General features: G+C 42.3%; 20 protein-coding genes and 1 tRNA gene. 8 read left to right on the top strand and 13 right to left on the bottom strand.

The genetic code is table 11. The annotated features are described in order from the left end of the window. Positions 1-48: 48 nt before the first annotated feature. From IEX80_RS20280 to IEX80_RS20290, 3 genes are all read right to left on the bottom strand, one after another. Positions 49-1,641 (bottom strand): RagB/SusD family nutrient uptake outer membrane protein, encoded by a 1,593-nt coding sequence (locus IEX80_RS20280; RefSeq protein WP_188833951.1) that lies wholly within the window; start codon positions 1,639-1,641, stop codon positions 49-51. 20 nt (positions 1,642-1,661) lie between these two features. Further along, complete coding sequence (locus tag IEX80_RS20285; RefSeq protein WP_188833952.1) at positions 1,662-4,931, bottom strand: SusC/RagA family TonB-linked outer membrane protein; 3,270 nt, start codon at positions 4,929-4,931, stop codon at positions 1,662-1,664. Between the two features lie 269 nt (positions 4,932-5,200). Next, positions 5,201-6,205 carry a FecR family protein gene (locus IEX80_RS20290; protein ID WP_188833953.1) on the bottom strand — a complete coding sequence of 335 codons (1,005 nt, stop codon included), beginning with the start codon at positions 6,203-6,205 and terminating at the stop codon, positions 5,201-5,203. Positions 6,206-6,413: 208 nt separating this feature from the next. On the opposite strand from IEX80_RS20290, the gene IEX80_RS20295 reads away from it, so the two are divergent. Beyond that, positions 6,414-7,055 (top strand): class I SAM-dependent methyltransferase, encoded by a 642-nt coding sequence (locus IEX80_RS20295; protein ID WP_188833954.1) that lies wholly within the window; start codon positions 6,414-6,416, stop codon positions 7,053-7,055. A 15-nt stretch (positions 7,056-7,070) separates the two neighbouring features. On the opposite strand, the gene IEX80_RS20300 is transcribed toward IEX80_RS20295, so the two are convergent. The 3 genes from IEX80_RS20300 to IEX80_RS20310 form a co-directional block, all read right to left on the bottom strand. After that, positions 7,071-7,664, bottom strand: a complete 594-nt coding sequence (locus IEX80_RS20300) for an RNA polymerase sigma factor (RefSeq protein ID WP_090527972.1) — start codon at positions 7,662-7,664, stop codon at positions 7,071-7,073. 250 nt (positions 7,665-7,914) lie between these two features. Continuing rightward, entirely contained in the window at positions 7,915-8,784 is an 870-nt protein-coding gene (locus IEX80_RS20305; protein WP_188833955.1) for an inositol oxygenase family protein, read from the bottom strand. Positions 8,785-9,076: 292 nt separating this feature from the next. After that, entirely contained in the window at positions 9,077-10,606 is a 1,530-nt protein-coding gene (locus IEX80_RS20310) for a glycoside hydrolase family 28 protein (protein ID WP_188833956.1), read from the bottom strand. Between the two features lie 265 nt (positions 10,607-10,871). On the opposite strand from IEX80_RS20310, the gene IEX80_RS20315 reads away from it, so the two are divergent. Continuing rightward, a tRNA-Arg gene (locus IEX80_RS20315) sits at positions 10,872-10,943 on the top strand. 36 nt (positions 10,944-10,979) lie between these two features. Here IEX80_RS20315 and IEX80_RS20320 read toward each other — a convergent pair. Next, positions 10,980-11,822 carry a helix-turn-helix domain-containing protein gene (locus IEX80_RS20320; RefSeq protein ID WP_188833957.1) on the bottom strand — a complete coding sequence of 281 codons (843 nt, stop codon included), beginning with the start codon at positions 11,820-11,822 and terminating at the stop codon, positions 10,980-10,982. 87 nt (positions 11,823-11,909) lie between these two features. Between IEX80_RS20320 and IEX80_RS20325 the strand changes: the two genes are divergently transcribed. Together IEX80_RS20325 and IEX80_RS20330 are read left to right on the top strand one after the other, a co-directional pair. Further along, positions 11,910-12,305 (top strand): DoxX family protein, encoded by a 396-nt coding sequence (locus IEX80_RS20325; protein ID WP_188833958.1) that lies wholly within the window; start codon positions 11,910-11,912, stop codon positions 12,303-12,305. A gap of 4 nt (positions 12,306-12,309) precedes the next feature. Then, positions 12,310-13,257 carry a polysaccharide deacetylase family protein gene (locus IEX80_RS20330; RefSeq protein ID WP_188833959.1) on the top strand — a complete coding sequence of 316 codons (948 nt, stop codon included), beginning with the start codon at positions 12,310-12,312 and terminating at the stop codon, positions 13,255-13,257. A 125-nt stretch (positions 13,258-13,382) separates the two neighbouring features. Here IEX80_RS20330 and IEX80_RS20335 read toward each other — a convergent pair whose 3' ends face one another. Then, positions 13,383-14,771 carry a sulfatase family protein gene (locus IEX80_RS20335; RefSeq protein WP_188833960.1) on the bottom strand — a complete coding sequence of 463 codons (1,389 nt, stop codon included), beginning with the start codon at positions 14,769-14,771 and terminating at the stop codon, positions 13,383-13,385. Positions 14,772-15,107: 336 nt separating this feature from the next. Then, entirely contained in the window at positions 15,108-15,470 is a 363-nt protein-coding gene (locus IEX80_RS20340; RefSeq protein WP_090527994.1) for a winged helix-turn-helix transcriptional regulator, read from the bottom strand. A 75-nt stretch (positions 15,471-15,545) separates the two neighbouring features. On the opposite strand from IEX80_RS20340, the gene IEX80_RS20345 reads away from it, so the two are divergent. Continuing rightward, positions 15,546-16,361: an SDR family oxidoreductase gene (locus tag IEX80_RS20345; protein WP_188833961.1), complete on the top strand. Its 816-nt coding sequence runs from the start codon at positions 15,546-15,548 to the stop codon at positions 16,359-16,361. Positions 16,362-16,464: 103 nt separating this feature from the next. On the opposite strand, the gene IEX80_RS20350 is transcribed toward IEX80_RS20345, so the two are convergent. Then, entirely contained in the window at positions 16,465-16,752 is a 288-nt protein-coding gene (locus IEX80_RS20350) for a hypothetical protein (protein WP_090527999.1), read from the bottom strand. A 165-nt stretch (positions 16,753-16,917) separates the two neighbouring features. Here IEX80_RS20350 and IEX80_RS20355 point away from each other — a divergent pair, with 165 nt between their 5' ends. Both IEX80_RS20355 and IEX80_RS20360 read left to right on the top strand, forming a co-directional pair. Beyond that, a complete protein-coding gene (locus IEX80_RS20355) occupies positions 16,918-17,802 on the top strand; it encodes an oxidoreductase (protein ID WP_188833962.1) in 885 nt (294 codons plus the stop codon). A 98-nt stretch (positions 17,803-17,900) separates the two neighbouring features. Next, entirely contained in the window at positions 17,901-18,707 is an 807-nt protein-coding gene (locus IEX80_RS20360; RefSeq protein WP_188833963.1) for a helix-turn-helix domain-containing protein, read from the top strand. Between the two features lie 225 nt (positions 18,708-18,932). On the opposite strand, the gene ychF is transcribed toward IEX80_RS20360, so the two are convergent. Then, a complete protein-coding gene (gene ychF, locus IEX80_RS20365) occupies positions 18,933-20,036 on the bottom strand; it encodes a redox-regulated ATPase YchF (RefSeq protein ID WP_090528008.1) in 1,104 nt (367 codons plus the stop codon). Positions 20,037-20,260: 224 nt separating this feature from the next. Between ychF and mgtE the strand changes: the two genes are divergently transcribed. After that, positions 20,261-21,631 carry a magnesium transporter gene (gene mgtE, locus IEX80_RS20370; protein ID WP_176628513.1) on the top strand — a complete coding sequence of 457 codons (1,371 nt, stop codon included), beginning with the start codon at positions 20,261-20,263 and terminating at the stop codon, positions 21,629-21,631. A 93-nt stretch (positions 21,632-21,724) separates the two neighbouring features. Here mgtE and IEX80_RS20375 read toward each other — a convergent pair whose 3' ends face one another. After that, the gene (locus tag IEX80_RS20375; RefSeq protein ID WP_090528014.1) at positions 21,725-22,057 is read right to left on the bottom strand and encodes a DUF3276 family protein; all 333 of its coding nucleotides are present in this window, start codon (positions 22,055-22,057) and stop codon (positions 21,725-21,727) included. A 381-nt stretch (positions 22,058-22,438) separates the two neighbouring features. Next, positions 22,439-24,226 carry an ABC transporter ATP-binding protein gene (locus IEX80_RS20380; RefSeq protein WP_176628512.1) on the bottom strand — a complete coding sequence of 596 codons (1,788 nt, stop codon included), beginning with the start codon at positions 24,224-24,226 and terminating at the stop codon, positions 22,439-22,441. Positions 24,227-24,647: the final 421 nt, after the last annotated feature.

Below are 24,647 nucleotides of genomic sequence, written 5' to 3' on the forward strand. Positions count from 1 at the left end.
TGCAGGCTTCTTAGGGCCTGCGTTTGTTAAATAAATAATAGAACTAAATTAATAACCCGGATTTTGTACCAGTTTCGGGTTCAACTGCATTTCCGGTCTTGGGATCGGGAAAATACGTTTATTAGGATCGGCATCTGTTTTTATACCCCATTTTTTCTCAAACTGACCAAAGCGGATCAGGTCATTACGACGCCACGTTTCCATAGAAAATTCGCGGCCCCGTTCATCTAAAATATCAGACAGTGTTACCGAAGTTAAAGGCGAAGCTTTTGCACGCGCTCTCACCTGGTTAACCAATGATAAAGGCGAATCGCCATTGGTTGCTGATGCGCCGCGTAAAATAGCCTCGGCTTTTTCAAGCAAAATATCGGCATACCTGAACATAGGCACATCGTTGCCCTGGTTACGATCGTTACTTAAGCTATCAGGATAAAATTTATTGTTCCTGTAACCTTCTTCGTTAGCAAGCTCGTCATTACCGATGTCAAAAGTAGCAGGGTTTTTCCATACGATATCTGGTGTAAATTCTAACTGGTGTACAACAGTAGCATTTGGGTTAGGGCCTGAGTAGCTTGCATCCAGTCCGATATTAGTTGTTGTGATTAATATTGGAGAGCCATCATTGTTGTACTGCTTGCCAACTAAAAATTGCTTTTTGCGAATATCATTTGCATCATTAAACAAGGCATAATACTCCTTGTAGGTGTACACCGGCCCATCTGGCGTGTACGGCATTTTATACTTACTTTTCAGGTTAGGGTTCAGCGTCCAGCGGGCGTAATACTGCCCCTGTGCCAAAATGCCGTCATAAGGTATGGCAAAAATAAAGTCCTTAATACCCGGGCCGTTATTAGGTTTAAACATGCCTAAATAATCTGCATCTAAACCATATTGACCGCTTTTAATAACGTTATCACACATGGTAACCGCGTCCTGGTACCTTGGTGTACCAATGTAATATTGCGCGTTAAGGTACATTTTTGCAAGTATGGCATACGCCAAACCTTTGGTCGGCCTGCCATAAGTAGTTACCCCTGCTGTGCCGCTCAGATCAGGAATCTGGGCAAGCAATTCACTTTCAATAAATGCAAACACTGCCGCCCTTGGCTGGGTGCCCAGGTTGGTGGTATCGCCAAAGGTTTTGCTGATAGGCACGTTACCAAACAGGTCCATCAGGTAAAAATATGACAGGGCACGCATGGTTTTAATTTCGGCAATGGTTTGTTTTTTTGAATCGCTTTCGGGCGTAGGTGCCAATAACGACAATACCTGGTTACATAAACTGATGGTTCCGTAACCTCCCGACCAGCAAGTTTCGGTCATGCCGTTATCAGGCGTAACAGTGTGCAGGTTTACGGTTGAATAGGTACCGCCGTCAAGCCAGTTACCACCACGTGCCACAAGTACGCATTCATCGGTACTTAAATTTTGCAACAACCAGTATTGCCTGCCCGGCGCCCCGCGAAACGAGGTATAGATAGGCCCGGTAGCAGCTACATACTGCGCTGGTGTAGTAGGAAAGTTAGCCGTTGTAAGCGCCGATTTTGGCGTGATATCCAATTTAGTACAACCTGAAAGGTAAATTGCTCCTATAAACATGGCAATGAGGCCAGGTTTTATATATCTTTTTAAATTATTCATGTCAGTTAGGTTAAAATTTATTATAAATCAACTTGTACGCCGGCAAGGAAGCTCCTTGTTTTTGGATAAAAATTATTGCTGTCTACCCCGATAAACTGGCCGCTTAATTGGTTATCGATGTTCAGGTTCAATTCAGGATCAACGCCTTTGTATTTGGTGATGATAAATAAATTAGTACCGGTAACATACAACCGGATACCATGTACATAATTACCCGGAACATTTATTTTATAAGACAGTGTAGCATTACTTAACCTGATAAAGGCTCCACTTTCAAGATAACGTGTTGAATAATAATAGGCATTAACATCGGTACCCGGCTCGCTTAATGTTAAAGCAGGTACGCCATGTACCGAAGCCTGGGTAGGCTGGTTAAAGCTGGCTAATGATGCATTCATGATCTTGTTACCGCCCTGTCCCCTGAAAAAGAAGTTAAGGCTGAAGTTTTTATAGGTAAGATCATTACCAAAACCAAACGTGTATGTAGGTTGGGCATTGCCTGCATAAGTCTGATCGGTACTTTGAGGTGTTGTTGTTGGCTGGCCATTAGCACCCATGAAGGTAGATACACCATTGGTGCGGCCAAGGTATTTCAGGGTGTAAAATTCGCCAAGCGGATAACCGGCCTCAATGATTGATGTTTTGATACCGCTTTGTCCTGGACCTTCCGGATCGCCTGCATATATTTTTGAAAGGTTTGGCGCCAGTGCAGTGATCTTATTTTTATTAAATGAGATATTGCCATAGCTGCTCCAGGTAAAATCTTTTGTTTTTATTGGTGTTCCGTTAAGGGCTATCTCAACACCTTTATTGGTCATACTGCCTACGTTTTCAACTTTTGTATTTACAAAGTTGTTAATAAGCGATACCGGTACCGTGGTGATCATATCGGTTGTTTTTTTATTGTAGATATCAACCGAGCCGCCCAAACGTCCTTTAAATAAGGAAAAATCAACGCCGCCGTTTAACGTAGCTGTACTTTCCCATTTCAAATCAGGGTTTGGGTTTTGAGTTACACCAATTGCACCAATATAAGCGTTATTGTAATAAAAGCTACCGGTAGTGCCATAAAGCGTGAGGGGCGTATAAGGCGAGAAGCCTAATGAGTTACCGGTTTTACCATAGCCAACGCGCAATTTCAAATCATCAAATAAGGATTGAGATTTCATAAAACCCTCGTCGATAACCCGCCATGCGGCCGAAGCGGCCGGGAAATAACCCCAGCGTTTATTAGTACCAAAGGCATTTGAACCGTCACGTCGTAAAGATGCCTGTAAAAGATATTTGCCCCTGTAGCTATAATTAAGACGAGAGTAAAAGGATATTAAACGTAAAGTTTCGACGTTAACGTTACCATAATCAACCCGGTAGTTCCCGGAAGGCGTACCTAAACTAAGATTGTCTGAACCCGTAGCATCCGAAATAAATCCTTGATTGGTTGATTGAAAGCCATTCCCGGTGGTAGTTTGATCTATTGAATAGCCAAACAGGGCTTTAAAATCATGTTTATCGCCCCATTTATGAGCATAGGTCAAATAGTTTTCAAACAACTTTTTGTTATCCTCATAAGTTGAACGGATGGCTTTGCCGTTGAGGCCAGGTGCCAGCTCTGATGCAGAGTTGTAATAGGTATTATTGTCGGTATTTGTTTCCTGGTAAGCTAAGTTAAAATTGTAAAGCAAGCCTGCAGGCAGTATCAACTCACCGCGTACATTACCCAGCAACAAGTTAACTTTTTGTTTGTAGCTATCGTTAGTAATAAGCCCTACCGGGTTATAACCTAATTTTAAAGTAGGATCGTTGTAAAAAGTACCATCGGCATTGTAAATAGTGCGGGTAGGTAAATACTGTACTATCGATTTAAACAACCCGGGGCTTTGTCCATTTGCCGATGATAGCGGAATATCATTAACTAACAGGTTAGAATTGGTTACCGAATTACTTAGCGAAAAATCCAATTTCAATTTATCATTCAGTGCTTTTTGGGTGATATTAAGCCTGCCTATAACACGCTTCATATCGCTGCTTTTAACTATACCCTGGTTTTGCAGGTAGTTTATGCTTCCGTTATAAGTAGTTTTATCGGTGCCACCGCCAAAAGAAAGGTTATGATTTTGGGAAAATCCGGTGCTGCGTTCAACGGCTTTTTGCCAGTCGGTATTTCCACCGTTGTCATTCGCAGGGGTAAAACTTTGTCCGTTAGCTTTTACATAGGCCCTTAACTGGTCGGCGCTGGCAACTTTAAACTGGTTAGATACTTTTTCAAATGATCCGTATCCGTTATAAGTCATCCTCAACTGGCCTGCTTTTGCCCTTTTAGTAGTAACGATAATTACACCATTGGTAGCCCTGGTTCCGTAAATTGCCGCTGCCGAAGCATCCTTCAACACATCTATCGAAGCAATATCTGATGGAGCCAATAGGTTAAAATCGGCGCCAGGCACGCCGTCAATTACATAAAAAGGCACAGACGCTGCGCCAGCCCTTATTGAAGATGGACCGCGCAGTGTTACCGAAGCTTTACCATTAGGGTTACCATCGTTGGTGATATTTAAACCGGCTACTTTACCTTCTAACAGATCAGCAGGAGTTGCAACAACACCGGCATTAAATTGCTCGGCTTTTACAGTTGCAATAGCGCTGGTCAATTCCTTTTTGGTAGTAGTACCATAACCAATTACTACAACGGTAGATAACGAGTTTGCCGAAGGCAGTAAAATTACTTTTATAGATGTTTGTTTGCCTACGGCTATTTTTTGAGTTTCAAAGCCTATGTAAGAAAACACAAGCACAGCTTTTTCGTTGGCAACCTGCACCCTGAATTTACCATCTATATCGGTTACCGCACCCGTTGCAAGGCCTTCTATTTTAACAGAAACACCTATTAAGGGCTGCCCTTTATCATCAACAACAGATCCGGTAACGATAACTGGCGGCGGGAGCTCGATCTTCTTCTCTACCGGTGGCTTTGGCGCGGGTTTAACCAGCAAACTTCCTTCAACCTCGGTATAGATAAACTGGTTATCTAATAAAACTGTTTTCAAAACAGCCTGCAGCTTTTCATTATGAGCTGTAAGGGTTACTTTAACATCGCTTACAATGTTATTCCCGGTGTACATGATCCGTACGCCGGTACTGGCCGAAATCCGCTCCAGTGCATCAGCAAGAGGGGTATTTTTTAATTTAACGGTAACTGGCTTTTCCAGTACGCTTTGTCCGTATGAGTTATCAGCCATGGCAATGGTTGACAGGGAACAGACTACTAATAAAATGATCGCATTAATTTTCATAACATATGTTATGGCTCGAAAGACTCTTTCGGGTATGTTTATTTTCATATTTTTGCTATATTAAAGTGTTATAGGTCAAGCTGGAACGTGCTGCGGTTGTGAGAGGCCCTGTGCATGGTCCATTAAAAAATCTTTACATTTTATTCCTCCAAAACTGGCCCGGCCATTTTGGAGGATCATTTTCTCTTTCCTTGGTTTAACTCATAGCAATTTCATTTTTTTAGGTTGTCAAACATTTATTTGTTTTTATAATTGGTATATCAGGTACATTAATTACAGCCTTTGCCCTTTAACGTATAAGCATCGCCTGCCTTTTTAAAATGGGCATTTATAAGGGCTTCCGTCAGCTTCAATACTTTTTCTAATGGCATATTGTTAAAATCGGCGTATAACGTACAGTTCAGTAAATTTTTGTCGGCCCTGATTGTTACATTATATTTTCGCTGCACATCGGCCAAAACATCAAACAAAGGGGTGTTATGGTATTGCAGTTTGCCCTGCTGCCAACTGATTACAGACGAAGCATCTTCAATTTTTCCGGTAATCAGTTTTTGGCTGGTTTTATTATATACCATTTGCATATTCGCTGTGAGTAATACAGCAGGATGTTTTGAGGCCGTTGGAACAACTCCTACTTTTCCGCTTACCACGGTGACCTTAACCGATTTATCTTCGGTATAAGCTTTAACATTAAAGCTGGTACCTAAAACAGTGGTTTTAATTTTACCCGAGTGAATGACAAACGGTTTGCTGCTATCGTGCGCTACTTTAAAGAAAGCCTCGCCTGTAAGTGTAACCTCGCGCATCTTCTCTTTAAACTTATCCGGGTACTTTAAACTACTGCCGGCATTAAGGCAAATGCTCGTTCCATCGGGCAAGGTGATCAGTTTAATTTCGCCGTTTAGTGCCACCGTTTCCTGGTAGTGAACCGGGTTTAACCAGTTGTCCAATTGTTTTCTGAATATATATGCTGCACTAAAAACGGCTGTTACAGATGCGGCTACAGCTATTTTCACCAGCAAACGCCAAAGAGGAAACACCTTTCTGGGCGGAGGCTTAATTATACGCTGATGGATATTGTTAAGTATCTGATCAGATTCCTGCTGGCTAAGGGACAGTTTTTTTTCAAGTGCATCTTTACTGAAACCTTCAAGCGCTACAAGGTATAATTCTGAAACATCTCCTTGCAGGTATTCGGCAAGCCAGCGCCTGTCCTCAGGAGTTAAATTCTCGGTATTATAAAGCCTTTCTAAGCGTTTGACTATAGTTTCCACAAGCTATTTTTATATAAATACGCCGGGAGCTTTAAAACGGGGGGATGGGTTTATAATTATTTTTAAGAAAAATAAAAACTCATAAAATTGAGCTGCATTTAATTTTTTTTCACAGCCACATTATTGTCATCAATGTACTGCAGCCCTTGTGTTAACTTACTTAAATACTACCTTTATCATCAATAAATAGCTAAATAATTACCTCTGTATGAAAAATGCCTGGACAGAAAAATGGGACCAACGATATGCCGAAGAAGAATTTGCCTATGGTGAACAGCCTAATAATTTTCTACAACAACAACTGTCACTTTTAAAACCCGGCAAAATTCTTTTCCCTGCAGAAGGCGAAGGGCGCAATGCTGTTTTTGCCGCCGGGCTTGGCTGGGCAGTTTCTGCATTCGATATAAGTGTTGAGGGACAAAAGAAAGCCCTGAAACTTGCAGAAAAAAAACAGGTAGCTATTGATTATCAGGTTGGAGAGTTGCAGGAGCTCAACTATACAGCGGGGCAATTTGACGTGATCGCCTTGATTTATGCGCACTTTCCTCCCAACATCAAATCACTTGTACATCAAAGCCTTAATAAATATTTAAACGTCGGAGGGCTTATCATTTTTGAGGCTTTTAGTAAAAGTCACCTTGACTACCTTGCAAAAGATGAAAAAATGGGCGGTCCGAGAGATATCGAATCACTATTTTCTTTAGAGGAAATTAAAACAGATTTTAATAATTACGAGATTTTAGAACTTCTGGAAACGGCGATCCATTTAAATGAAGGGCCTTATCACAGCGGACAAGGCTCGGTTATCAGGTTTGTAGGAAGAAAGAAATTAGTTGGAGCAATTGTTTAAAATAAATCCCCATCATCAATTTGTTCCAATCCAATAACAAACCATTATAACTCCTGCGGTTTTCCATTCGGCCTGGTGTTCTTTTATGTGGTTTTTAACTGCCACAACCGCATGTCCGAGGTATTCCTTAACAGTATGTTTAGAAAGGTTCAATTTCTCGGCAGCCTCTTCATAGGTTTTCCCTTCCAATTTGCAAAGGGTAAATACCTTTTTTCGCTGCGGCGATAATTGGTTAATAGCCTGTTGTAATAAATAATATTGCTCATCCATTAACTGTACGTCGCCGTTATCGGTTTCCATTTCAGCAAAAGGCATGGTGTTAACAACAGCCGTTTCGCGTACTTTTTTGCGGAGATAGGAGATGGATTTATTGAAGCTCAATACAAACAACCAGCCGCTTACCGATTGATCGGGGTTAATATCAGCCCGTTTTTCCCATAGAGCCACAAAAATATCCTGCAAAATATCCCGGGCGATATCATCGTCTTTAGTGAGTTTGAATATGTTACGATAAATAGCCTGATGATACTTTTGATAAAGCATATCAAATGCACCGATGTCATCATCGTGTAAGCGAAACACTAAATCTTTATCTCCATTTGAATCCATAAAAAACTGATAATTATTTATTTATTCTTTAATCAACAGGCAGGAATTATTGTTAAAAGTACAACTATTTTTCAATCAACGAAGCCACGCCATAGCAGCGCCATTAATTATTTATTCAGTAACAGGTAGGAGGCTTATCGCCTTTTGTAAAGCTTGACCCAGACTATAAACTTATTTTTTATAGCCTGGGCTAAACAGGTAACTGGAATGACCAATATATAAAAACGGGACTAAACTACAGCCCGTTAAATTACAACTTAACTGTCGCGGGCAGGTATTTGGCAATCAAGTCCTCATAATAAGGTTTTAACTCCGATACTACCGGCGGTTTCGGGCTTTTGGAGTACAGATCGTAGGGGTTAAATTTATCAACCCATTTAAACATCTCCTGGTCATGCGCGTTCAATAAATGATCGTAAGCTTTTTCGCGGTGCTGTGAGTAAAATGAGTGATAGCGGATCATGTACAAAGCTTCTTCGGGCAGGTAATCTTTGGTGATATGGTACAGGTACTCATCATGTCCCCATGACATATGCACGTTTTCGAGCCCGCATTGATGAGTATAAACGCCATACTTGGTATTGTAACGCTCATCGTAGCTATCAGGATTTGCGGCAAAAAATTCCGGGTAAACTATCTTATCCGAAAACTTGCAGCCTACCGGGAACGTGTCGCCCACTACATTCCATTGCGGTTCGCCAAAAAGGCAAAGTACTTTACCCAAATCATGTATAAAGCCTGTTAATACAAACCAATCCGGGTGACCATCTGCACGGATAGCCTCTGATGTTTGCAGTAAATGCTGCAGCTGATCGAGCGAAATATCCGGATCCGATTCGTCAACCAGCGTATTCAGATATTCCATTGCCGACCACCATGGCATTTCCTTTTTATCAAACTGTAAAAAGTTTGCCTTTTTAGCCAGCACGTTTCCATAAGTTTGATAAGTATGGTTAAGCCTGTAAAACTCGCGCACAGGGTTATCTTCCTCGTTGTTGTAAACCCTAAACTCCTCCTTAGCTTTTTCGGTACCCGGTTCAGGATACCTGCTCAATACATCATCTTCCCATACATCAAGACTTGGCAATGGCGAGATCTCTTTTTCAGTTAACTTTTCCATATTGTAAACCTTTTATTAAATATTAAGCACCTTGATATTTATTGCGCTCCAAACCAAATACCACAGAAAAATCCAATTAATTATTGCGGCTTTAAGTTTTACTGGAGCTGCAATTCAATGCTCCGTTTAGTTTTATAATGATTAAATTTTGATAAAAAAAACGGTCCTTTTATATTAACTGCAATATTTATTTACGTAAACGATTAAGTTACACTAACGTTAAAAGCTGCACGCACAACGTTAAAAGCCCTTAAATTGATTTAGCAAGGCTGATTCCTACTGTGAAATGGAATTACCTCTTAAGGATCTTATTTTTACTTGTTCCGGGAATCTGAATGCCTTTAACCGAAGATTTGCTTACCCCGTTAAACACAATCACCGGCAGTGATTTAACCTGTGGTATTTTGAGGCCATTAATAGTCAACCCATCCACATTATCAAACACGCCGGCAGCCCTGAAATCATTTCCCAGGCAACTAAGGGTTACATTTTTAAACGTTACCCCTTCTGCATGGCGCGTGTAAAAGCCCCAGGCTGGCAATTCACCAAACATTGAAAATTCGGGATAATCATGCGGGTTTTCGGGGATCTTCGCCAATGAATCGAGGCTAACACTTGCCACAGCTTTGCTGGCATCTCCATGGTACACTATCTTAATATTTTCGAGGATTACATTTTTAACCGGGTGCCCCGGCAAGCCCGCAATTGACGAAGGAAAGATATTATGGTCCCCTTTAACTAAAGGCCCTTCCATCGGGTAACCTTTATCGGGTTTACCTTTAGGCACATCAACAGTTACATTACTGATACGGATGCCATTGATGCGGCTTACCACGGTATCTTTATTACGATGACCAAGGCGAATAAAGATGGCATTGCCTGTATTAGTGGCACGGATGTCGCTGATATCAATATCTTCCATCACGCCACCATCAACACACTCCAAAGCAATGGCCGACCGGTAGGTATCGTAAATTTTCACATTCTTTATCGTTATCTTTTTAAAACCGCCACGCGAAGCCGTGCCAAATTTGATGCCACTGGCACTTGACCTGGTGGTACAGTTTGCAACATAAATATTTTCACAGCTGCTGTTCCTGTCGCTTGATTTTAGGCAGATGCCATCATCATCGGCATTAAAAAAGCTATTGGTAAGCTTTACATTTTGGCAGTCGACCAAATCAATACCGTCGTTATTCCAATAAGTATTGCTTTCTACTTTTATACTGTCAATAACCAAATCGCGGCATTTGGTGTAATCCTGTACCCATACCAAACCGTTTTTCATGGTTACACCTTTTATCTGCACATCGGTGCAATTGGAAAAATGGATCAGCTTAGGCCGGTTAGGTTCCTCGGGCTGAGTTTGGCCCCATGGGTTTTGCTTTTGCCATAACGAATCTCTTAATTTCCCTGCCTTCAGCATCGCGAAAAGGTCTTTCAGTAATTCTTCACCGTTTCCGTCAATTATCCCTTTACCTGTTATGGCAATATGCTGCAAGCCATTGGCAGCTATCAATGGAGCTGCATGGCCTTCGCCGTAATCAATTCTTTTTGCGCTGCCCAGCAATACAGCATTTTTGGCAAGGTTAAGGGTGACATTTGATTTTAGGCTGATAGCAGCCGTTAGAAACTTTCCGGCAGGAACATATACCGTACCGCCTCCCTGCTCGCTTGCATTATCAATAGCTTTTTGAATGCTGACAGTGTTATTGGTAATACCATCGGCTTTAGCGCCATAATCGGTAATGTTAAATACTTTTTGCTGAGCATAACCCGCAAATGGCGTTATAAGCAACGTTAAAAAATGAAAGATTTTCATTATCAGTTATTATTAAAAGAAAAATTTAAGCAGGTTTATCGCTTATTGAGTTTACGAACAATGAAGCGTTTAATTGTACATTAAACACCTAAACTATTAAACTTTCAATTTAATTGGCGATGGCGGTGTACTTTTTATTTACGTAAACGTTTACGTAGCGCCGGTATCGATAACAATCGTTATTAAACCGGGGATTATTTCATACGCGTTAATATATCAAACAATGCTTTTGGTTTAAATCAATTTTATATCTTTGCCCCTGTCTGCTCCCGTAGTTCAATGGATAGAATTATGGTTTCCGGTACCATCGATATGAGTTCGAATCTCGTCGGGAGCACAAAAGAGACTTGCAAGTTGCAAGTCTCTTTTTGTTTCATCTATTCACTTCCGCATACCTTTTCCTAAACGCCGTAGGGTTCTCCCCTTTATACTTTTTAAAAATCCTATTCAGGTGGCTTTCATCGGTAAAACCAAACTCATAGGCTATTTCGCTCATGCGTTTATCGGTGTATTGCAGGCGGGTTTCTATCAATTTCAGCTTATAGCTGGTAATGTACTGCTGTAAGCTTTCGCCGGTGGTTTTCTTAAAATATTCGCTGATGTAGTTTGGCGAAAAGTTAAATGAGGAGGCTATACACTCGGCCTTGAGGCGGTCGGGCTGGTAAATATATTCGTGGATATAGTTAAGCAGCGGCAACGTAGTTGTTGAAGGCTGTTTTAAAATATTGGCATGCTGCTGTAGCGTGATATTGCGGGCGGCAATGGTTATAATGGTATTCATCAATTGCTCAACTACCTCATTATGCTGAGGAAACTCGTTTGATGTTTCTCGTTGTAAAGCCTCTATCAGCGCCCTTACCAGCGGCTTATCGGTAACAGTTTTCAAAATACAACCAGGCAAATGGTTATGGTTATGAAAAATGTATTCCATTTTTTTAACCCACTTTTCGCTTTGTGTTTTCAGGTAGCTATCAGTAAAGCGGATGAAGTAAAAGCGGGTTAGCTCGTGCACCTCAAAGCCGTGGTGATCTTCCGGAAAAATCAAAAAGAATTTATCAGAAGCATAAGGCAGTTCATGCCCGTTAATGATCTGGATCCCCCTGCCTTCCAGCGTAAATACCATTTCGAAAAAAGTATTGCGGTGCGGTTTAGCCGTATACTGGTTTGTTTCAAGCAGCTCCAGTTCATAAGGCCGGTACAGGTTTTTGGTTTCCATACCCGTAAAGTTACAGATCATCCCCATGAATGTACAAGACCAAAGCCCTGATTATACAGAACTTTGACTTATCAAAACAAACACATCATGAACGATTTAACATTTGTACTACTAAGACTGGCCGCCGGAGCCAGTATGTTTGGTCACGGCCTGGTCCGCTTACCTAAACTAAATGGTTTCAGCCAATGGATGGTTGGCACTTTTGAAAAGTCAATGCTGCCTGAAGCTATGGTAACACCCTTTAGTTACTTGTTACCAATTGCCGAATTTATTATAGGTATATTGCTCTTATCGGGCTTATTTACTAAACCTGCTTTAATTGGCGGCAGCCTGGTAATGATCCTGTTAATATTTGGCAGCTGTTTGATCGAGAACTGGGAGATCCTCCCTTCACAGCTGATCCATGCTGCTTTCTTCGCCGTACTGCTTCAGTTTGCGGCTAACAATACCTATTCATTAGATAACCTTTTCTTTAATAAATAAGATCATGAGCTCAAGAAGAGATTTTGTAAAACAAGGCGGACTTTTAGGGTTGGCCGGCCTTGTGGGCAGTAATTTGGCATCGGCTAAACAAAACACACCGGTAAATAACTTTAATACCTCAAAATGGGCCGATGGTTCAAGGCTGGTGGTTTCTGTATCCATGCAGTTTGAGGCCGGTGGTCAGCCGGATAATGCCGAGAGCCCGTTTCCGCAGAATATGCAAAAAGGTTATATCGATCTGCCCGGTGCAACCTGGTTTCAATACGGTTATAAAGAAGGGATTCCCCGTATGCTGGATAACTGGGATAAACTGGGCATTAAAGTAACGTCGCACATGGTTGGTTCGGCTGTACTTAAAAACCCCTCCTTAGCTAAAGAAATTGTGGACCGCGGACACGAAGCTGCAGCACATGGCATGAATTGGGCCACGCAATACACCATGCCCTATGAACAGGAAAAGCAGTTTATAAAAGATGGCGCCGATGCCATTAAAAAAGTAACCGGTTTTACCCCGGTAGGCTACAACGCCAATTGGCTGCGCCGTGGCGAAAACACGCTGAAAATATTACAGGAACTTGGTTTTGTATACCATATTGACGATTTGAGCCGCGATGAGCCTTTTATCATCCCCATAAATCAAAAAGATTTTGTGGTGGTACCTTATACCATCCGCAACAACGATATTGTGCTGATTGAAGGCAAAAATTTCTCAACAGATCAATTCCTCACACAGTTAAAAATTGAATTCGACCAGCTTTATGTCGAGGCCGAGTTCAAACGCCGGCAAATGTCCATCAGTTTCCACGATCGCATCGGCGGCACCCCACAAATGGCTAAAGCCGCAAACGACCTGATCAAATACATTCAACAACACAAAGGCGTAAGCTTTAAACGGAAGGATGAAATAGCTAAAATGGCATTGGAGGATAAAACGACGATAAGGGAGAATTGATCCTCTGATCCAGGGGCTGTCAGTCTGAGCCCGTCGAAGACTTGCGCGCAGAGGCCTCCCCGGTATGCTTCGACGGGCTACCCATGACACCCATTTTTAGCAAATTGTTCATGCTAAACTCATTCCTAATTCTCCTTCATACCCGGATATTGGTCAAAAAGAGCTTTTAGCTTTTGAGCCATTTCAGGGTATTCATTTATAACATTGGTACGTTCGCTGGGGTCATAAGCCAGGTTAAACAGTTCGGTTTTTGCAGGTAGCGGCGAACCTGCTACGCCACCAACATTGTTATTTGCCTTTACTTCACGATACTTCCAGTCGCCAAGGCGCACAGCCTCGCAAACGCTGTTGTTATAATAGTAAATAGGTCTGTGTTCGGGATGTTTAGGCACTTTGCCAGTTAATACATCAGCTATCGACTGCCCATCCAAGGTACGGCCTTTCGGCAGCGGGGCACCAGTCCAATTGGCAAGTGTAGGCAACACATCCAGGTTACTCATCATGCTGGTGATGCTTGCGCCAACCGGAGTATGATTTTTCCAGTAAACAATGAATGGCTCACGTACCCCGCCTTCATATGTTAATCCCTTGCTGCCGCGAAATACACCGGCGGTACCTGCATCCCAATGTTTAGTGGCACTATCGCCAAGCATCCGGTCAGGAAAATCTACCCATGGACCATTATCGCTCGAAAACATGAATATTGTATTATCAGCCAGTCCCTGCTTTTCAAGCTCTGCCCAAACCTGGCCAAGGCTTTCATCAAGCTGTTCAACTACATCACCTAAATGACCGCCATCGCTTCTGTTTTTATTTTTCGCCGATGATGCAAAGGCTACCGGTAAATGCGGCATATTATGAGCCAGGTACAAAAAGAAGGGTTTATCATTCTTTTTTTGTTCCTTAATAAAATGGATGGCTTCCCGTTGATACAACTCTATCAGCGATGAATCGGCAGGTTTTAAGATCTCGGGCTTATGATTACGGAACACTTTAATAGTAGTATCTGTTTTTACATAAGGCGAACGATAATCATGGCTGTACAACAAACCATAGTATGAATCAAAGCCCTGTGCCATGGGGTGGTTGTAAGCAGCATGGTCGCCGAGGTGCCATTTGCCTATCATGGCAGTTTTATAGCCAATTTGTTTCAGCATTTCGGGAATAGTAACTTCCTGATCGGGGATACCAAGCTTTGATCCGGGGCCTATCGGTGTCGGTAAATTCATCCTTGAAGCATAGCGCCCAGTAAGCAACGAAGCTCGCGAAGGTGTACAGGTGGGGCTGCTCACTACGTAATTGGTAGCCCTTACACCCTTTTGTGCCATTTTATCCAAAAACGGTGTACGGATCACGGGATTACCATAACAACTCAGGTCGGAGTATCCCATATCATCGGCCAGTACAAAAATGATATTAGGCAATTGCTTTCTCTGTGCCGAAGCCGGTGCAATTAAAAATATAAAAACCAAAAGGAAAAGGCCTTTGCAGGTTAATTGGGTGAATTGTTTCATTACCTGGTGAAAATAGTTTTTTATAGCGGATGACCGTTAAAAATAACTTAACTTTTACAATGGGGAATGACAGTGACGGAAAGCCAAAAAGCTTTCAAGTCGTCTCGTGACAGTAATAGGCTATGAAGGGCAGTTAAAGAAAACGGCATGGCGCATAGTTGACTCACCCGGTCTACGCTTCGCTGGACCACCCTCTCTATCCTTCGGATAAAGAGGGTAAGAAAAATATAAATAAATCGCCCTTCTTTACGCTTTCGTAGAGAGGGGTGACAAGCGCAGCGATGTCGGGGTGAGTTGATACGGCGTCTAATTCTTTGTTTATGCCCTAATCAACAACTACTGCTTACCAGCCTTCCTCAACATTTCCCTATGCTCCTTGCCCCATTTTATCATCTCCAAAATGATGCCGCCAAAACTCCGGCAGTACTCTGTCGATTCGTACTCAATTAAAACCGGCGAAGTTGGGGTCACCGTACGTTTAACAAGTTTGTTCATCTCCATGGTTTTCAGCTCGCGCGATAACATGCGCGTGGTGATGCCGGGGATGCTCCGCTCAATTTCTCTGAAACGTTTGTTTCCGTTGCAAATAGAATTAATGATTGGCAGCGTCCATTTACCGCCAATAACATACATGGTGTCTTGTAAAGCCTGCCGCTCATCGGCATGATTACGTTGGTATGACGTTATTCCCTCTTCCATACTGGTATACTCTGTGTAACTGGTTACAAAATTATACCAATTATAACATACTTTTGCATCAAAAAATAAAATACCATGTCAAAAACAGTTTTTATAACCGGAACAAGCAGCGGACTGGGCAAATTAACCGCTAAACATTTTGCACAACAAGGCTGGAATGTAGCCGCCACCATGCGTACACCCGAAAAGGAAACCGAACTAACACAATATCCTAATATCAAAATATTTAAACTGGATGTAACCAACCTTGAACAGGTAAAAACAGCAACAGAACAAGCGATAGCCGCTTTCGGTAAAATTGATGTTGTGGTGAACAATGCAGGTATGGGTACTTACGGTGCACTGGAACTTGCCAAAGAAGAAGATATCGACTGGCAGTTTGCGGTAAATGCCCGCGGTCCTATTAATATCATCCGTGCCTTCCTGCCTCATTTCAGGGAAAACGAAGGAGGTATGTTCATCAACATCAGCTCTTTTATGGGTATCACTTCGGCCGTACCACTTGGCTCACTGTACAACATGTCGAAATTTGCATTAGAAGGCCTTACAGAAGGACTATATTACGAACTAAAACCGCTTAATATTCATTTAAGACTGATAGAGCAAGGCGGATCAAAAGGAAACAACTTTGTTGAAAGCGTAGTTTGGAACCAACACCCGGATATAACTGCGTACGATGAACTTACCAACAAACTGCAAAACCTGATGGGCTCACGTGATGAATCGCAGCTGGATGATCCGATGTTGATTATTAATGCTATTGATGATCTTGCCACCGGCAAAAACAACAAGTTCCGTACGGTGATAGGTGATATGGGCAACATGCTAATGAACATGCGCAGCTCGATGCCTATTGAGGAATATATGGATAAGATGAGCAGCTTCTTTTAACCGTGATTTGTAGGATTTTGGGATTGCCCTGATAAAACGAGCTAATGAACCCGCTCGCATATTGGGGCAATTATTATTATCAACATTAAGAGCTTATAGTTTACTAATCGGTTTCTTGTAACAGACTTATACAATCATCATATAATTCATAAGTCGCATCGGGTGCTCGATCTTTTATTACCTGGCGGGCTATAAATTCAATTACCTGATGCCGGTTATTAGTAGGTATCCCTGTTTTTTCAAACCAACTTTCCGTTGTCGGAATATATACCAATGCAACGTGCCTGCCGGCAGCTAACTCGTACAGAAACTGCAACTTAATATCTCCATCCCTATAAATAACGTACCCTTCACGACCGTTATCAATATATTCTAACTGTTTAGATACCATATCATTTATTATTCTTTCTCTATCTACTAATATAACTTCTTTATCCGATACCTGACGACCAAAACCTGTAGCTCGACCTTTTCAACAAAGCAACTTGAGCTTTTTAACAAAACGCCGCGCCGCCTTTCAACCTAACTTTGTGTTATCAAAAAGAAAGATAACACTATGAAAAAAGTATGGTTTATAACAGGCAGCGCCCGCGGATTAGGCCGCAGCCTTACAGAAGCAGTTTTAGCAGCAGGCGATAATGTTGCAGCAACAGCACGTAACCCCGAACAATTGAAAGATCTGGCTGATCAATATCCCGGTCAGGTATATCCGATAAAATTAGATGTTACCGATTACCCGGCAGTATATAAAGCCGTTGCCGACACTGTAGCCCACTTTGGCAAAATTGATGTATTGGTAAACAATGCCGGTTTCGGTATCATTGGTGCAGCCGAAGCCTTTACAGATGAGCAGGTACGCAGCCAGCTGGAAACAAACCTTTATGCCCCTATCGAGATCACCCGCGCGGTTTTGCCTTATATGCGCAAGCAACGCTCGGGCCGTATTTTGCAGATCAGCTCGGTTGGTGGTCGCGTTGGTAATGCAGGTTTAAGCATGTACCAGGCAGCTAAGTTTGGTCTTAGCGGCTTTACCGAAGCTTTGGCTAAAGAAGTAAAACCACTTGGCATACTGGTTACCAGCGTTGAGCCCGGAGGTTTCCGTACCGATTGGGCAGGCGATTCCATGAGTTACGCCCCTAAGGTTGAAGGCTATGAACAAACGGTTGACGTGCGTGCCGATTATTTATCGAGCGGCAAATTTATTCCTGTAGGTGACCCCGAAAAAGCAGCGAAGGTAATGGTTGATCTTGTTGAACATCCGGAGCCTCCTGTGCACCTTATATTGGGCAGTGAAGCCGCCGGCTTGTTAAAAGCTGCCGACGAAGCACGCAAAGCCGAATTTGAAAAATGGCTCCCCGTTACAACTTCAACTGATCATGCCGAAGCTGAAGATTTTCTGAATACAGAATTTGGGAAATCAATAACCGCTCAAAAAGCATAATATAATTTCGGTTGTGGGGACATGTTCCCCGGGATATATCAGACTTACGAAGCTTTTGAAACTTCGTAAGTCTTTCTTTATTATTAAATTTGAACAACATGCCTGTGCCAAATCCAAAAACGTCGCCGCGGATCCTTTATTCCTGTTACTCGCAAGTAAGCCGAGCTGGCGAGCAATTTATTGCCGACCACGTATTCGGCTATATCCTCTCCGGCGATTCGGAGCTTTATGTCAACGGTAAAAACTATTATTTTAAACAAGGCGATTACCGTTTTCTGAAGCGGAACGAACTGGCTAAATTTGTAAAGCATCCACCCGCAGGCGGCGAATTTAAAACCATCACTATTGGTATGGATCAGACTACCCTGCAAAGTATGAGTGCCGAACTTGATTTGCATGCAGATGGCCGGTATTCAGGCGAAAGCGCTTTGTTTCTGAGACCAAACGAGCTTTTCAACAATTACATTACATCGTTAAGTCCTTATATGGATAAAACCGGCGACGAAATTAGCCCGGCACTTACCCTGCACAAGGTTAAGGAAGCTGTAATGATTTTGCTGGAAACAAACCCCGAACTCAAAAATATCCTCTTTGATTTCAGTGAACCCGGCAAAATAGACCTGGAGGCTTTCATGACTCAAAACTATCGTTTTAATGTAGACTTGAACCGCTTTGCTTACTTAACCGGCCGCAGCCTGGCTACCTTTAAGCGTGATTTTGAACGGATCTTTAATATATCACCCAACCGGTGGATCCAGCAGCAACGATTAAAGGATGCCTACTTCCTGATCAAAGAAAAGAAGCACAAAGTATCGGACGTGTACATGGATGTGGGCTTTAAAGATCTCTCCCACTTTTCCTTCGCCTTTAAAAAAGCTTATGGGGTAGCGCCGTCGGCGGTGTAGCCGCTGGGGGAGAGTCAAGACAGCAAGAGTCAAGAGACAAGAAAAAACAGAAGCGAGAAGTCAAGACTTAAGAATCAGGACGAGAAATAGAGTCAAGAAATCATGAGTCAAGAGCTAAGACATAAAAAAGCCAGGAATGGATTAGATCTCATTCCTGGCTCTTGTATCTTATTGTCCTGACTCTAAATTCTTAATTCCTGACTCTTGCCGTCTTGGGTCTATTCCCTAAACGTTAAACCTGAAGTGCATAATGTCTCCGTCCTGCACAATATAGGTTTTACCTTCAACGCCCAGCTTGCCGTTCTCTTTGATGACAGCTTCAGAGCCGTTGAATTTCACAAAATCTTCGTATTTAATTACTTCGGCACGGATAAAGCCTTTTTCAAAATCGGTATGGATCACACCCGCCGCCTGTGGCGCGGTGAAACCCTGAGTAATAGTCCAGGCACGAACTTCCTGCACACCGGCAGTAAAGTAGGTAGCCAGGTTTAATAGCCTGTATGCCGCTTTAATCAGTTTGTTAACACCTGATTCGGCAAGACCCAGATCATCCAAAAACATCTGGCGCTCTTCATAGGTTTCCAGTTGTGAAATTTCAGATTCAATCTGAGCTGAAATGATCAGCACTTCGGCATTTTCATCTTTAACGGCTGCTTTTACTTTTTCAACATAAGCATTACCGGTACTTACGGAACCTTCATCAACATTACAAACATATAATACCGGTTTGGCGGTAAGCAGCCAAAGGTCGGCTACATATTCTTTATCTTCTTCCTCAACAGGTGCAGTACGGGCCGACTTACCTTCCAGCAGGTGATTTTTATAAACGGTTAAAACATCAAAGGTTTTTTTAGCCTCTTTGTCGCCGCCGGTTTTGGCCATCTTTTCAACTTTCTGGATCTTTTTCTCAATAGATTCAAGGTCCTTTAGCTGCAGTTCAGTATCAATGATTTCTTTGTCGCGGATTGGGTCAACCGAGCCATCAACATGGATCACATTATCGTTATCAAAGCAACGTAATACGTGGATGATAGCATTGGTAGCGCGAATATTGGCCAAAAACTGGTTACCTAAACCTTCGCCTTTGCTGGCCCCTTTAACCAAGCCGGCAATATCAACTATCTCTATAACGTTTGGTACAATTGATTTTGGCTGTACTATTTCGGTAAGCTTTGTTAAGCGCTCGTCCGGCACTGTAATTACACCCACGTTTGGCTCAATAGTACAAAACGGAAAGTTAGCCGCTTGTGCCTTAGCGTTTGATAAGCAATTAAAAAGTGTCGATTTGCCCACATTCGGCAAACCTACTATACCACATTGTAAACCCATTTTATAATTAAATTTTAGCCCCCTCTAAATCTCCCCCGGAAGGGGAGACTTCCTGTAATAATTATTAAAAGCCCTCCCCATCCGGGGAGGGTTGGGTGGGGCTAAATTCGGCTGCAAAGATAACAGAAAATTTTGCCTTATAATTTGAAAAAATAAACGACTTTTGCGCTCGGAAAAAAGAAGCTAAATATTAATACACCGATGTAAAAGAGGAGGGCCTATATATGGAAGAAATGGTTGAGCAAATAGAATTGTTGCTGGAAAAACAAGACGATACCCAATTACAGGAATATTTGAACAACCTTAACATATCGGATGTTGAAGAACTGATTGGTGAACTTCCTGAACATGGCCCAAAATTCATCGAAACCCTTTCGCTTAACCGCGCGGTTAACGTGTTCCGCATCCTTGAATTCCCTGTGCAAGAGCGGATCATCAAAAAACTTTCGGGTCAAAAGCTTGAAGATCTGATCAACGAACTCCCTCCTGACGACCGTACGTCACTTTTCAGCGAATTGCATGGTGACGCCGTTCAAAAACTTATCCAAAAACTTTCACGCGAAAACCGCGAGGAGGCTTTAAAACTTTTAGGTTACGAAGAAGAAAGCGTTGGCCGCTTAATGACACCCGACTATATTGCCGTTAAACGCACCTGGGACGTAAGCCGTGTGCTTTCGCACATTCGCCGGTATGGTAAAAACTCAGAGACCATCGATGTTATTTATGTAATTGATGAGCACGGTGTTTTACTTGATGACATCCGGATCCGCGAGATCTTATTGGTAAAGCCCGAAACCAAGGTGAGTGAGCTAATGGATGGTCGTTTGATTTCGCTTAGTGCCAGTGATCCGCAGGAAGAAGCAATCAACGTTTTCAGGATGAATAACCGCACCGCCCTACCTGTTGTTGATAATAATGACGTATTGCTTGGCATTGTAACAGTTGACGACATCCTTTGGATAGCTAACGAAGAATATACCGAAGATATCCAAAAAATAGGTGGTACGGAAGCGCTGGATGAACCATATCTTGATATCAACCTTTTTAAACTTGTAAAAAAACGCGTAGGCTGGCTCATCATTTTATTTTTAGGAGAGATGCTTACCGCTACCGCTATGGGTTATTTTGGCGATGAGATCTCCAAAGTAGTTGTACTGGCTTATTTTATTCCATTAATTATTTCGAGCGGTGGTAACAGTGGTTCGCAGGCTTCAACCCTCATTATCCAGGCCATGGCCCTTGGTGAAGTTACCGTTGCCGACTGGTGGCGGGTTATGCGCAGGGAAATTCTTTCGGGTTTAATGCTTGGTGTTTGTTTAGGTTTAATAGGCTTTTTACGCATAGCGGCCTGGAGCATGTTCAGCAATATTTACGGCCCGCACTGGATGCTGGTAGGCTTTACCGTAGGCGCGTCCCTTATCGGTATTGTTTTATGGGGATCATTATCAGGTTCGATGCTGCCACTTTTGCTTAAAAAACTTGGCGCCGACCCTGCTACCTCGTCAGCTCCGTTTGTAGCCACCCTGGTAGATGTTACCGGGTTGATCATTTACTTTACTATAGCCGTAATATTTATGCGGGGTATATTATTGTAATCCTCGTTTTCAAATATAACACACGAAAAAAGCCCTGTTTCTGAATAAGAAGCAGGGCTTTAATTATTTTAGTTTAGTATTGTTCTGTAATAATTAGATCTCAAACGAAAAATCTTCATCGGCAGATGCCCTGGCAATTTCAGGGTTTTCGCTGTACTCATAGCGTTTTTCAACTACCTCCTGGTTTGATTTGATGTAGTCGATGGTATCTTTCAAACCTTCGGCAAATTTTTCAAAGTCTTCTTTATATAAAAAGATCTTGTGTTTTACAAACACCCCATCTTCCAAACGCTTTTTGCTTTCAGTAATAGTAACATAATAATCGTTTGAACGGGTTGCTTTTACATCAAAAAAATAGGTCCGCTTCCCGGCTCTCACCTTCTTTGAATAAACCTCTTCACGCTCTCTATTGTCAAAATCTCCCATATATATTTACCTGTAATTAGTTTTGGTTGGCATAAATATAAATAAATTTTCAAAGTGCAAGTATTTTATTCGTTATTATTGAGTTTTTTGAAACAAAAGCGTCATTTTTTTGTGTGGATGACCGATTACAGGTGAGTTGTGAAAAGAGAACGCACATAAGTCTTCACTGGCGCAAGTTTTGCGGGTTTGGCTGTGCGGAGGCTAACTTGGGCCACCTGTTACAATGCGGGGTAAATGTATAACAAAAATTATTTTATAAACTGTAAACCTTTTTGGGACGTGACAGGTAAACCTATTTCAGGACAAGGCACACACAAATTCATCTCCCACCGGCGCAAGTGTTGTGCGGAGGTTGCGGGCATGCTCACTTGAGCCCATTCGTTATGCGTTTTCCTCTTCTTCCAGTAATTGTTTTTCGTAAAGCTCAAAGTAGGTGCCTTTAAGCTGCATGAGGTACGCATGGTTACCCTGCTCAACAATTTGGCCGTTATCCATTACCAGGATCTTGTCCGCATTTTTTATGGTGGAAATGCGATGGGCTATAATGATGCTTGTTTTATCCTGCATTACCCGGCCAAGGTTATTCAGAATCTCCTCTTCCGTGCGGGTATCAACTGCCGAAAGACAATCGTCAAAGATCAAAACCTGCGGGTGCTTAAATATGGCCCGTGCAATGGATACACGCTGTTTTTGCCCGCCCGATAAGGTAACGCCGCGTTCGCCTATAAGGGTTGTAAAACCTTCTTCCAGCTCAATAATATTATTGTACACCGCGGCATCTTTGGCAGCCTGCTCAACAACCGGCATATCCAGTACATCGGCACTAAAAGCAATGTTATTGGCTATGGTATCCGAAAACAGGAAAACCTCCTGCGGTACAAAACCTATCTGCGAGCGATAGTTTTCGAGGCCAAGTGATTTTATCGGCCGACCGTCAATGGTGATCTCCCCCCCTGTAGTATCATACATACGCATTACCAGGTTGGCAATGGTTGATTTACCTGAGCCCGTACGACCTATAATTGCCAGCATCTGTCCCGGCTCAACCGTAAAGGAAACATTCTTTAAAGCCTGGATTCCGGTATCGGGATAAATGAATGATACATCATCAAACTTAATCAATCCCTCAACGTGGTGGTTGTCTGCAACCGGTGAAATGATCTCCGGCTTTTCATGCAAAAATTCATTAATGCGTTTTTGCGAGGCGGCGGCGCGTTGCACTAGTGAGGTTACCCAACCCAGCGAAATAACCGGGAACGACAGCATATTGAGGTACACAATAAACTCGGCGATATTACCGGGAGTAATGTTACCTTTTATTACTTCTACCCCGCCAACATACATGGTTATTACGTTACTCAGCCCTACCAGTAACAACATAATGGGGAAAAACAGGGCCTGTACTTTAGCCAGTTCCATGGAGTGCACTTTATAGTCCTCGCTCTCCTTGGCAAAGTTTTCGCGCACAAAGCCTTCGCGCACGTACGATTTGATCACCCTGATACCAGAAAAGTTTTCCTGCACAAAGCTGGATAAACCAGACAGGCGCTCCTGGATCATCTCGCTGCGGTGATTGATAATATTGTTTACATAGTAAATAACACCGGCCAAAATAGGCAATGGCAATACCGAAAAAATGGCCAGTTGTACGTTTACTGTGAGCATGGCATATATCACCATAACAAACAATACTACGGTATTGATGGAGTACATAATACCCGGCCCAAGGTACATGCGCACACGGCTAACATCCTCGGTTACCCGGTTCATTAAATCTCCGGTGTTGTGGCGGCGATAAAAGGCCAGTGAAAGTTCCTGGTAGTGGTTGTAGATCTCGTTTTTTAAATCGTACTCGATATGGCGCGACATGAGGATGATGGTTTGCCTCATAAAAAACAGGAACAGGCCCCGCAGCAAGGCTAGCACTAATACCAGTGTACCAAACAGGAATAAGCTGGTACCGAAAATATCATAAATAAAACTCTGCCTGTCGAAACCCGAAAAAAGCTGGTAGGCCCCTATGTTTTCGGTAACCAGGTCAAAAGCTACGCGGATAACCTGTGCCGGCAGCACACCAAAAACGTTGGATATGATTACAAACAACACGCCCGGGATAAGCCGCCAGCGGTATTTGTAAAAAAACTTATTAAGGTATGCGAGGTCTTTCATTTATTATTATAGTCCGGAAGTCGGGAATGTCCGAAAGTCGGAAAGCCCTGACATAATAATCAAAAGTATTAAAATTTGAGGAGAGTGATTGGATGGAAAAGTCGGGAGGATGTAAGAATGTTACATTGATACACTCGTAACAATCCCGGTAGTGTTCAATTTTTAAAAGTGTGAACACTTGCATATTTTTCTAAAATAAACACCATTGATAATCAATACATTACAAGTAAGCCAAAGTGCGTTAAAACTTAAAATGAACACACATGTACTAATAATCAGATAGTTATGAAATTACAAAATAAAACGTTGAACACCTGTTTTTTAAAAATTGAACACTGACAGGATCCTGTCAGTATTATCAATATTATGTATCCATATACAAAAGGCAATTTTCCTGCAACTATCAGCAGGGAAATCGCTT

It is taken from the genome of Mucilaginibacter rubeus (genome assembly GCF_014643835.1).
In the GTDB taxonomy this organism is placed as follows: domain Bacteria; phylum Bacteroidota; class Bacteroidia; order Sphingobacteriales; family Sphingobacteriaceae; genus Mucilaginibacter; species Mucilaginibacter rubeus.

Bases quoted from the DNA above. Each gene is read 5' to 3' on its own strand.
- IEX80_RS20355 (WP_188833962.1), top strand. From the start codon at position 16,918: ATGAAAAAAGTATGGTTTATAACAGGCAGCGCCCGCGGATTAGGCCGC.
- IEX80_RS20295 (WP_188833954.1), top strand. From the start codon at position 6,414: ATGAAAAATGCCTGGACAGAAAAATGGGACCAACGATATGCCGAAGAA.
- mgtE (WP_176628513.1), top strand. From the start codon at position 20,261: ATGGAAGAAATGGTTGAGCAAATAGAATTGTTGCTGGAAAAACAAGAC.
- IEX80_RS20330 (WP_188833959.1), top strand. From the start codon at position 12,310: ATGAGCTCAAGAAGAGATTTTGTAAAACAAGGCGGACTTTTAGGGTTG.
- IEX80_RS20340 (WP_090527994.1), bottom strand. From the start codon at position 15,470: ATGGAAGAGGGAATAACGTCATACCAACGTAATCATGCCGATGAGCGG.
- IEX80_RS20350 (WP_090527999.1), bottom strand. From the start codon at position 16,752: ATGGTATCTAAACAGTTAGAATATATTGATAACGGTCGTGAAGGGTAC.
- IEX80_RS20300 (WP_090527972.1), bottom strand. From the start codon at position 7,664: ATGGATTCAAATGGAGATAAAGATTTAGTGTTTCGCTTACACGATGAT.
- IEX80_RS20380 (WP_176628512.1), bottom strand. From the start codon at position 24,226: ATGAAAGACCTCGCATACCTTAATAAGTTTTTTTACAAATACCGCTGG.
- IEX80_RS20280 (WP_188833951.1), bottom strand. From the start codon at position 1,641: ATGAATAATTTAAAAAGATATATAAAACCTGGCCTCATTGCCATGTTT.
- IEX80_RS20285 (WP_188833952.1), bottom strand. From the start codon at position 4,931: ATGAAAATTAATGCGATCATTTTATTAGTAGTCTGTTCCCTGTCAACC.
- IEX80_RS20305 (WP_188833955.1), bottom strand. From the start codon at position 8,784: ATGGAAAAGTTAACTGAAAAAGAGATCTCGCCATTGCCAAGTCTTGAT.
- IEX80_RS20320 (WP_188833957.1), bottom strand. From the start codon at position 11,822: ATGGAAACCAAAAACCTGTACCGGCCTTATGAACTGGAGCTGCTTGAA.
- ychF (WP_090528008.1), bottom strand. From the start codon at position 20,036: ATGGGTTTACAATGTGGTATAGTAGGTTTGCCGAATGTGGGCAAATCG.
- IEX80_RS20325 (WP_188833958.1), top strand. From the start codon at position 11,910: ATGAACGATTTAACATTTGTACTACTAAGACTGGCCGCCGGAGCCAGT.
- IEX80_RS20335 (WP_188833960.1), bottom strand. From the start codon at position 14,771: ATGAAACAATTCACCCAATTAACCTGCAAAGGCCTTTTCCTTTTGGTT.
- IEX80_RS20345 (WP_188833961.1), top strand. From the start codon at position 15,546: ATGTCAAAAACAGTTTTTATAACCGGAACAAGCAGCGGACTGGGCAAA.
- IEX80_RS20360 (WP_188833963.1), top strand. From the start codon at position 17,901: ATGCCTGTGCCAAATCCAAAAACGTCGCCGCGGATCCTTTATTCCTGT.
- IEX80_RS20310 (WP_188833956.1), bottom strand. From the start codon at position 10,606: ATGAAAATCTTTCATTTTTTAACGTTGCTTATAACGCCATTTGCGGGT.
- IEX80_RS20375 (WP_090528014.1), bottom strand. From the start codon at position 22,057: ATGGGAGATTTTGACAATAGAGAGCGTGAAGAGGTTTATTCAAAGAAG.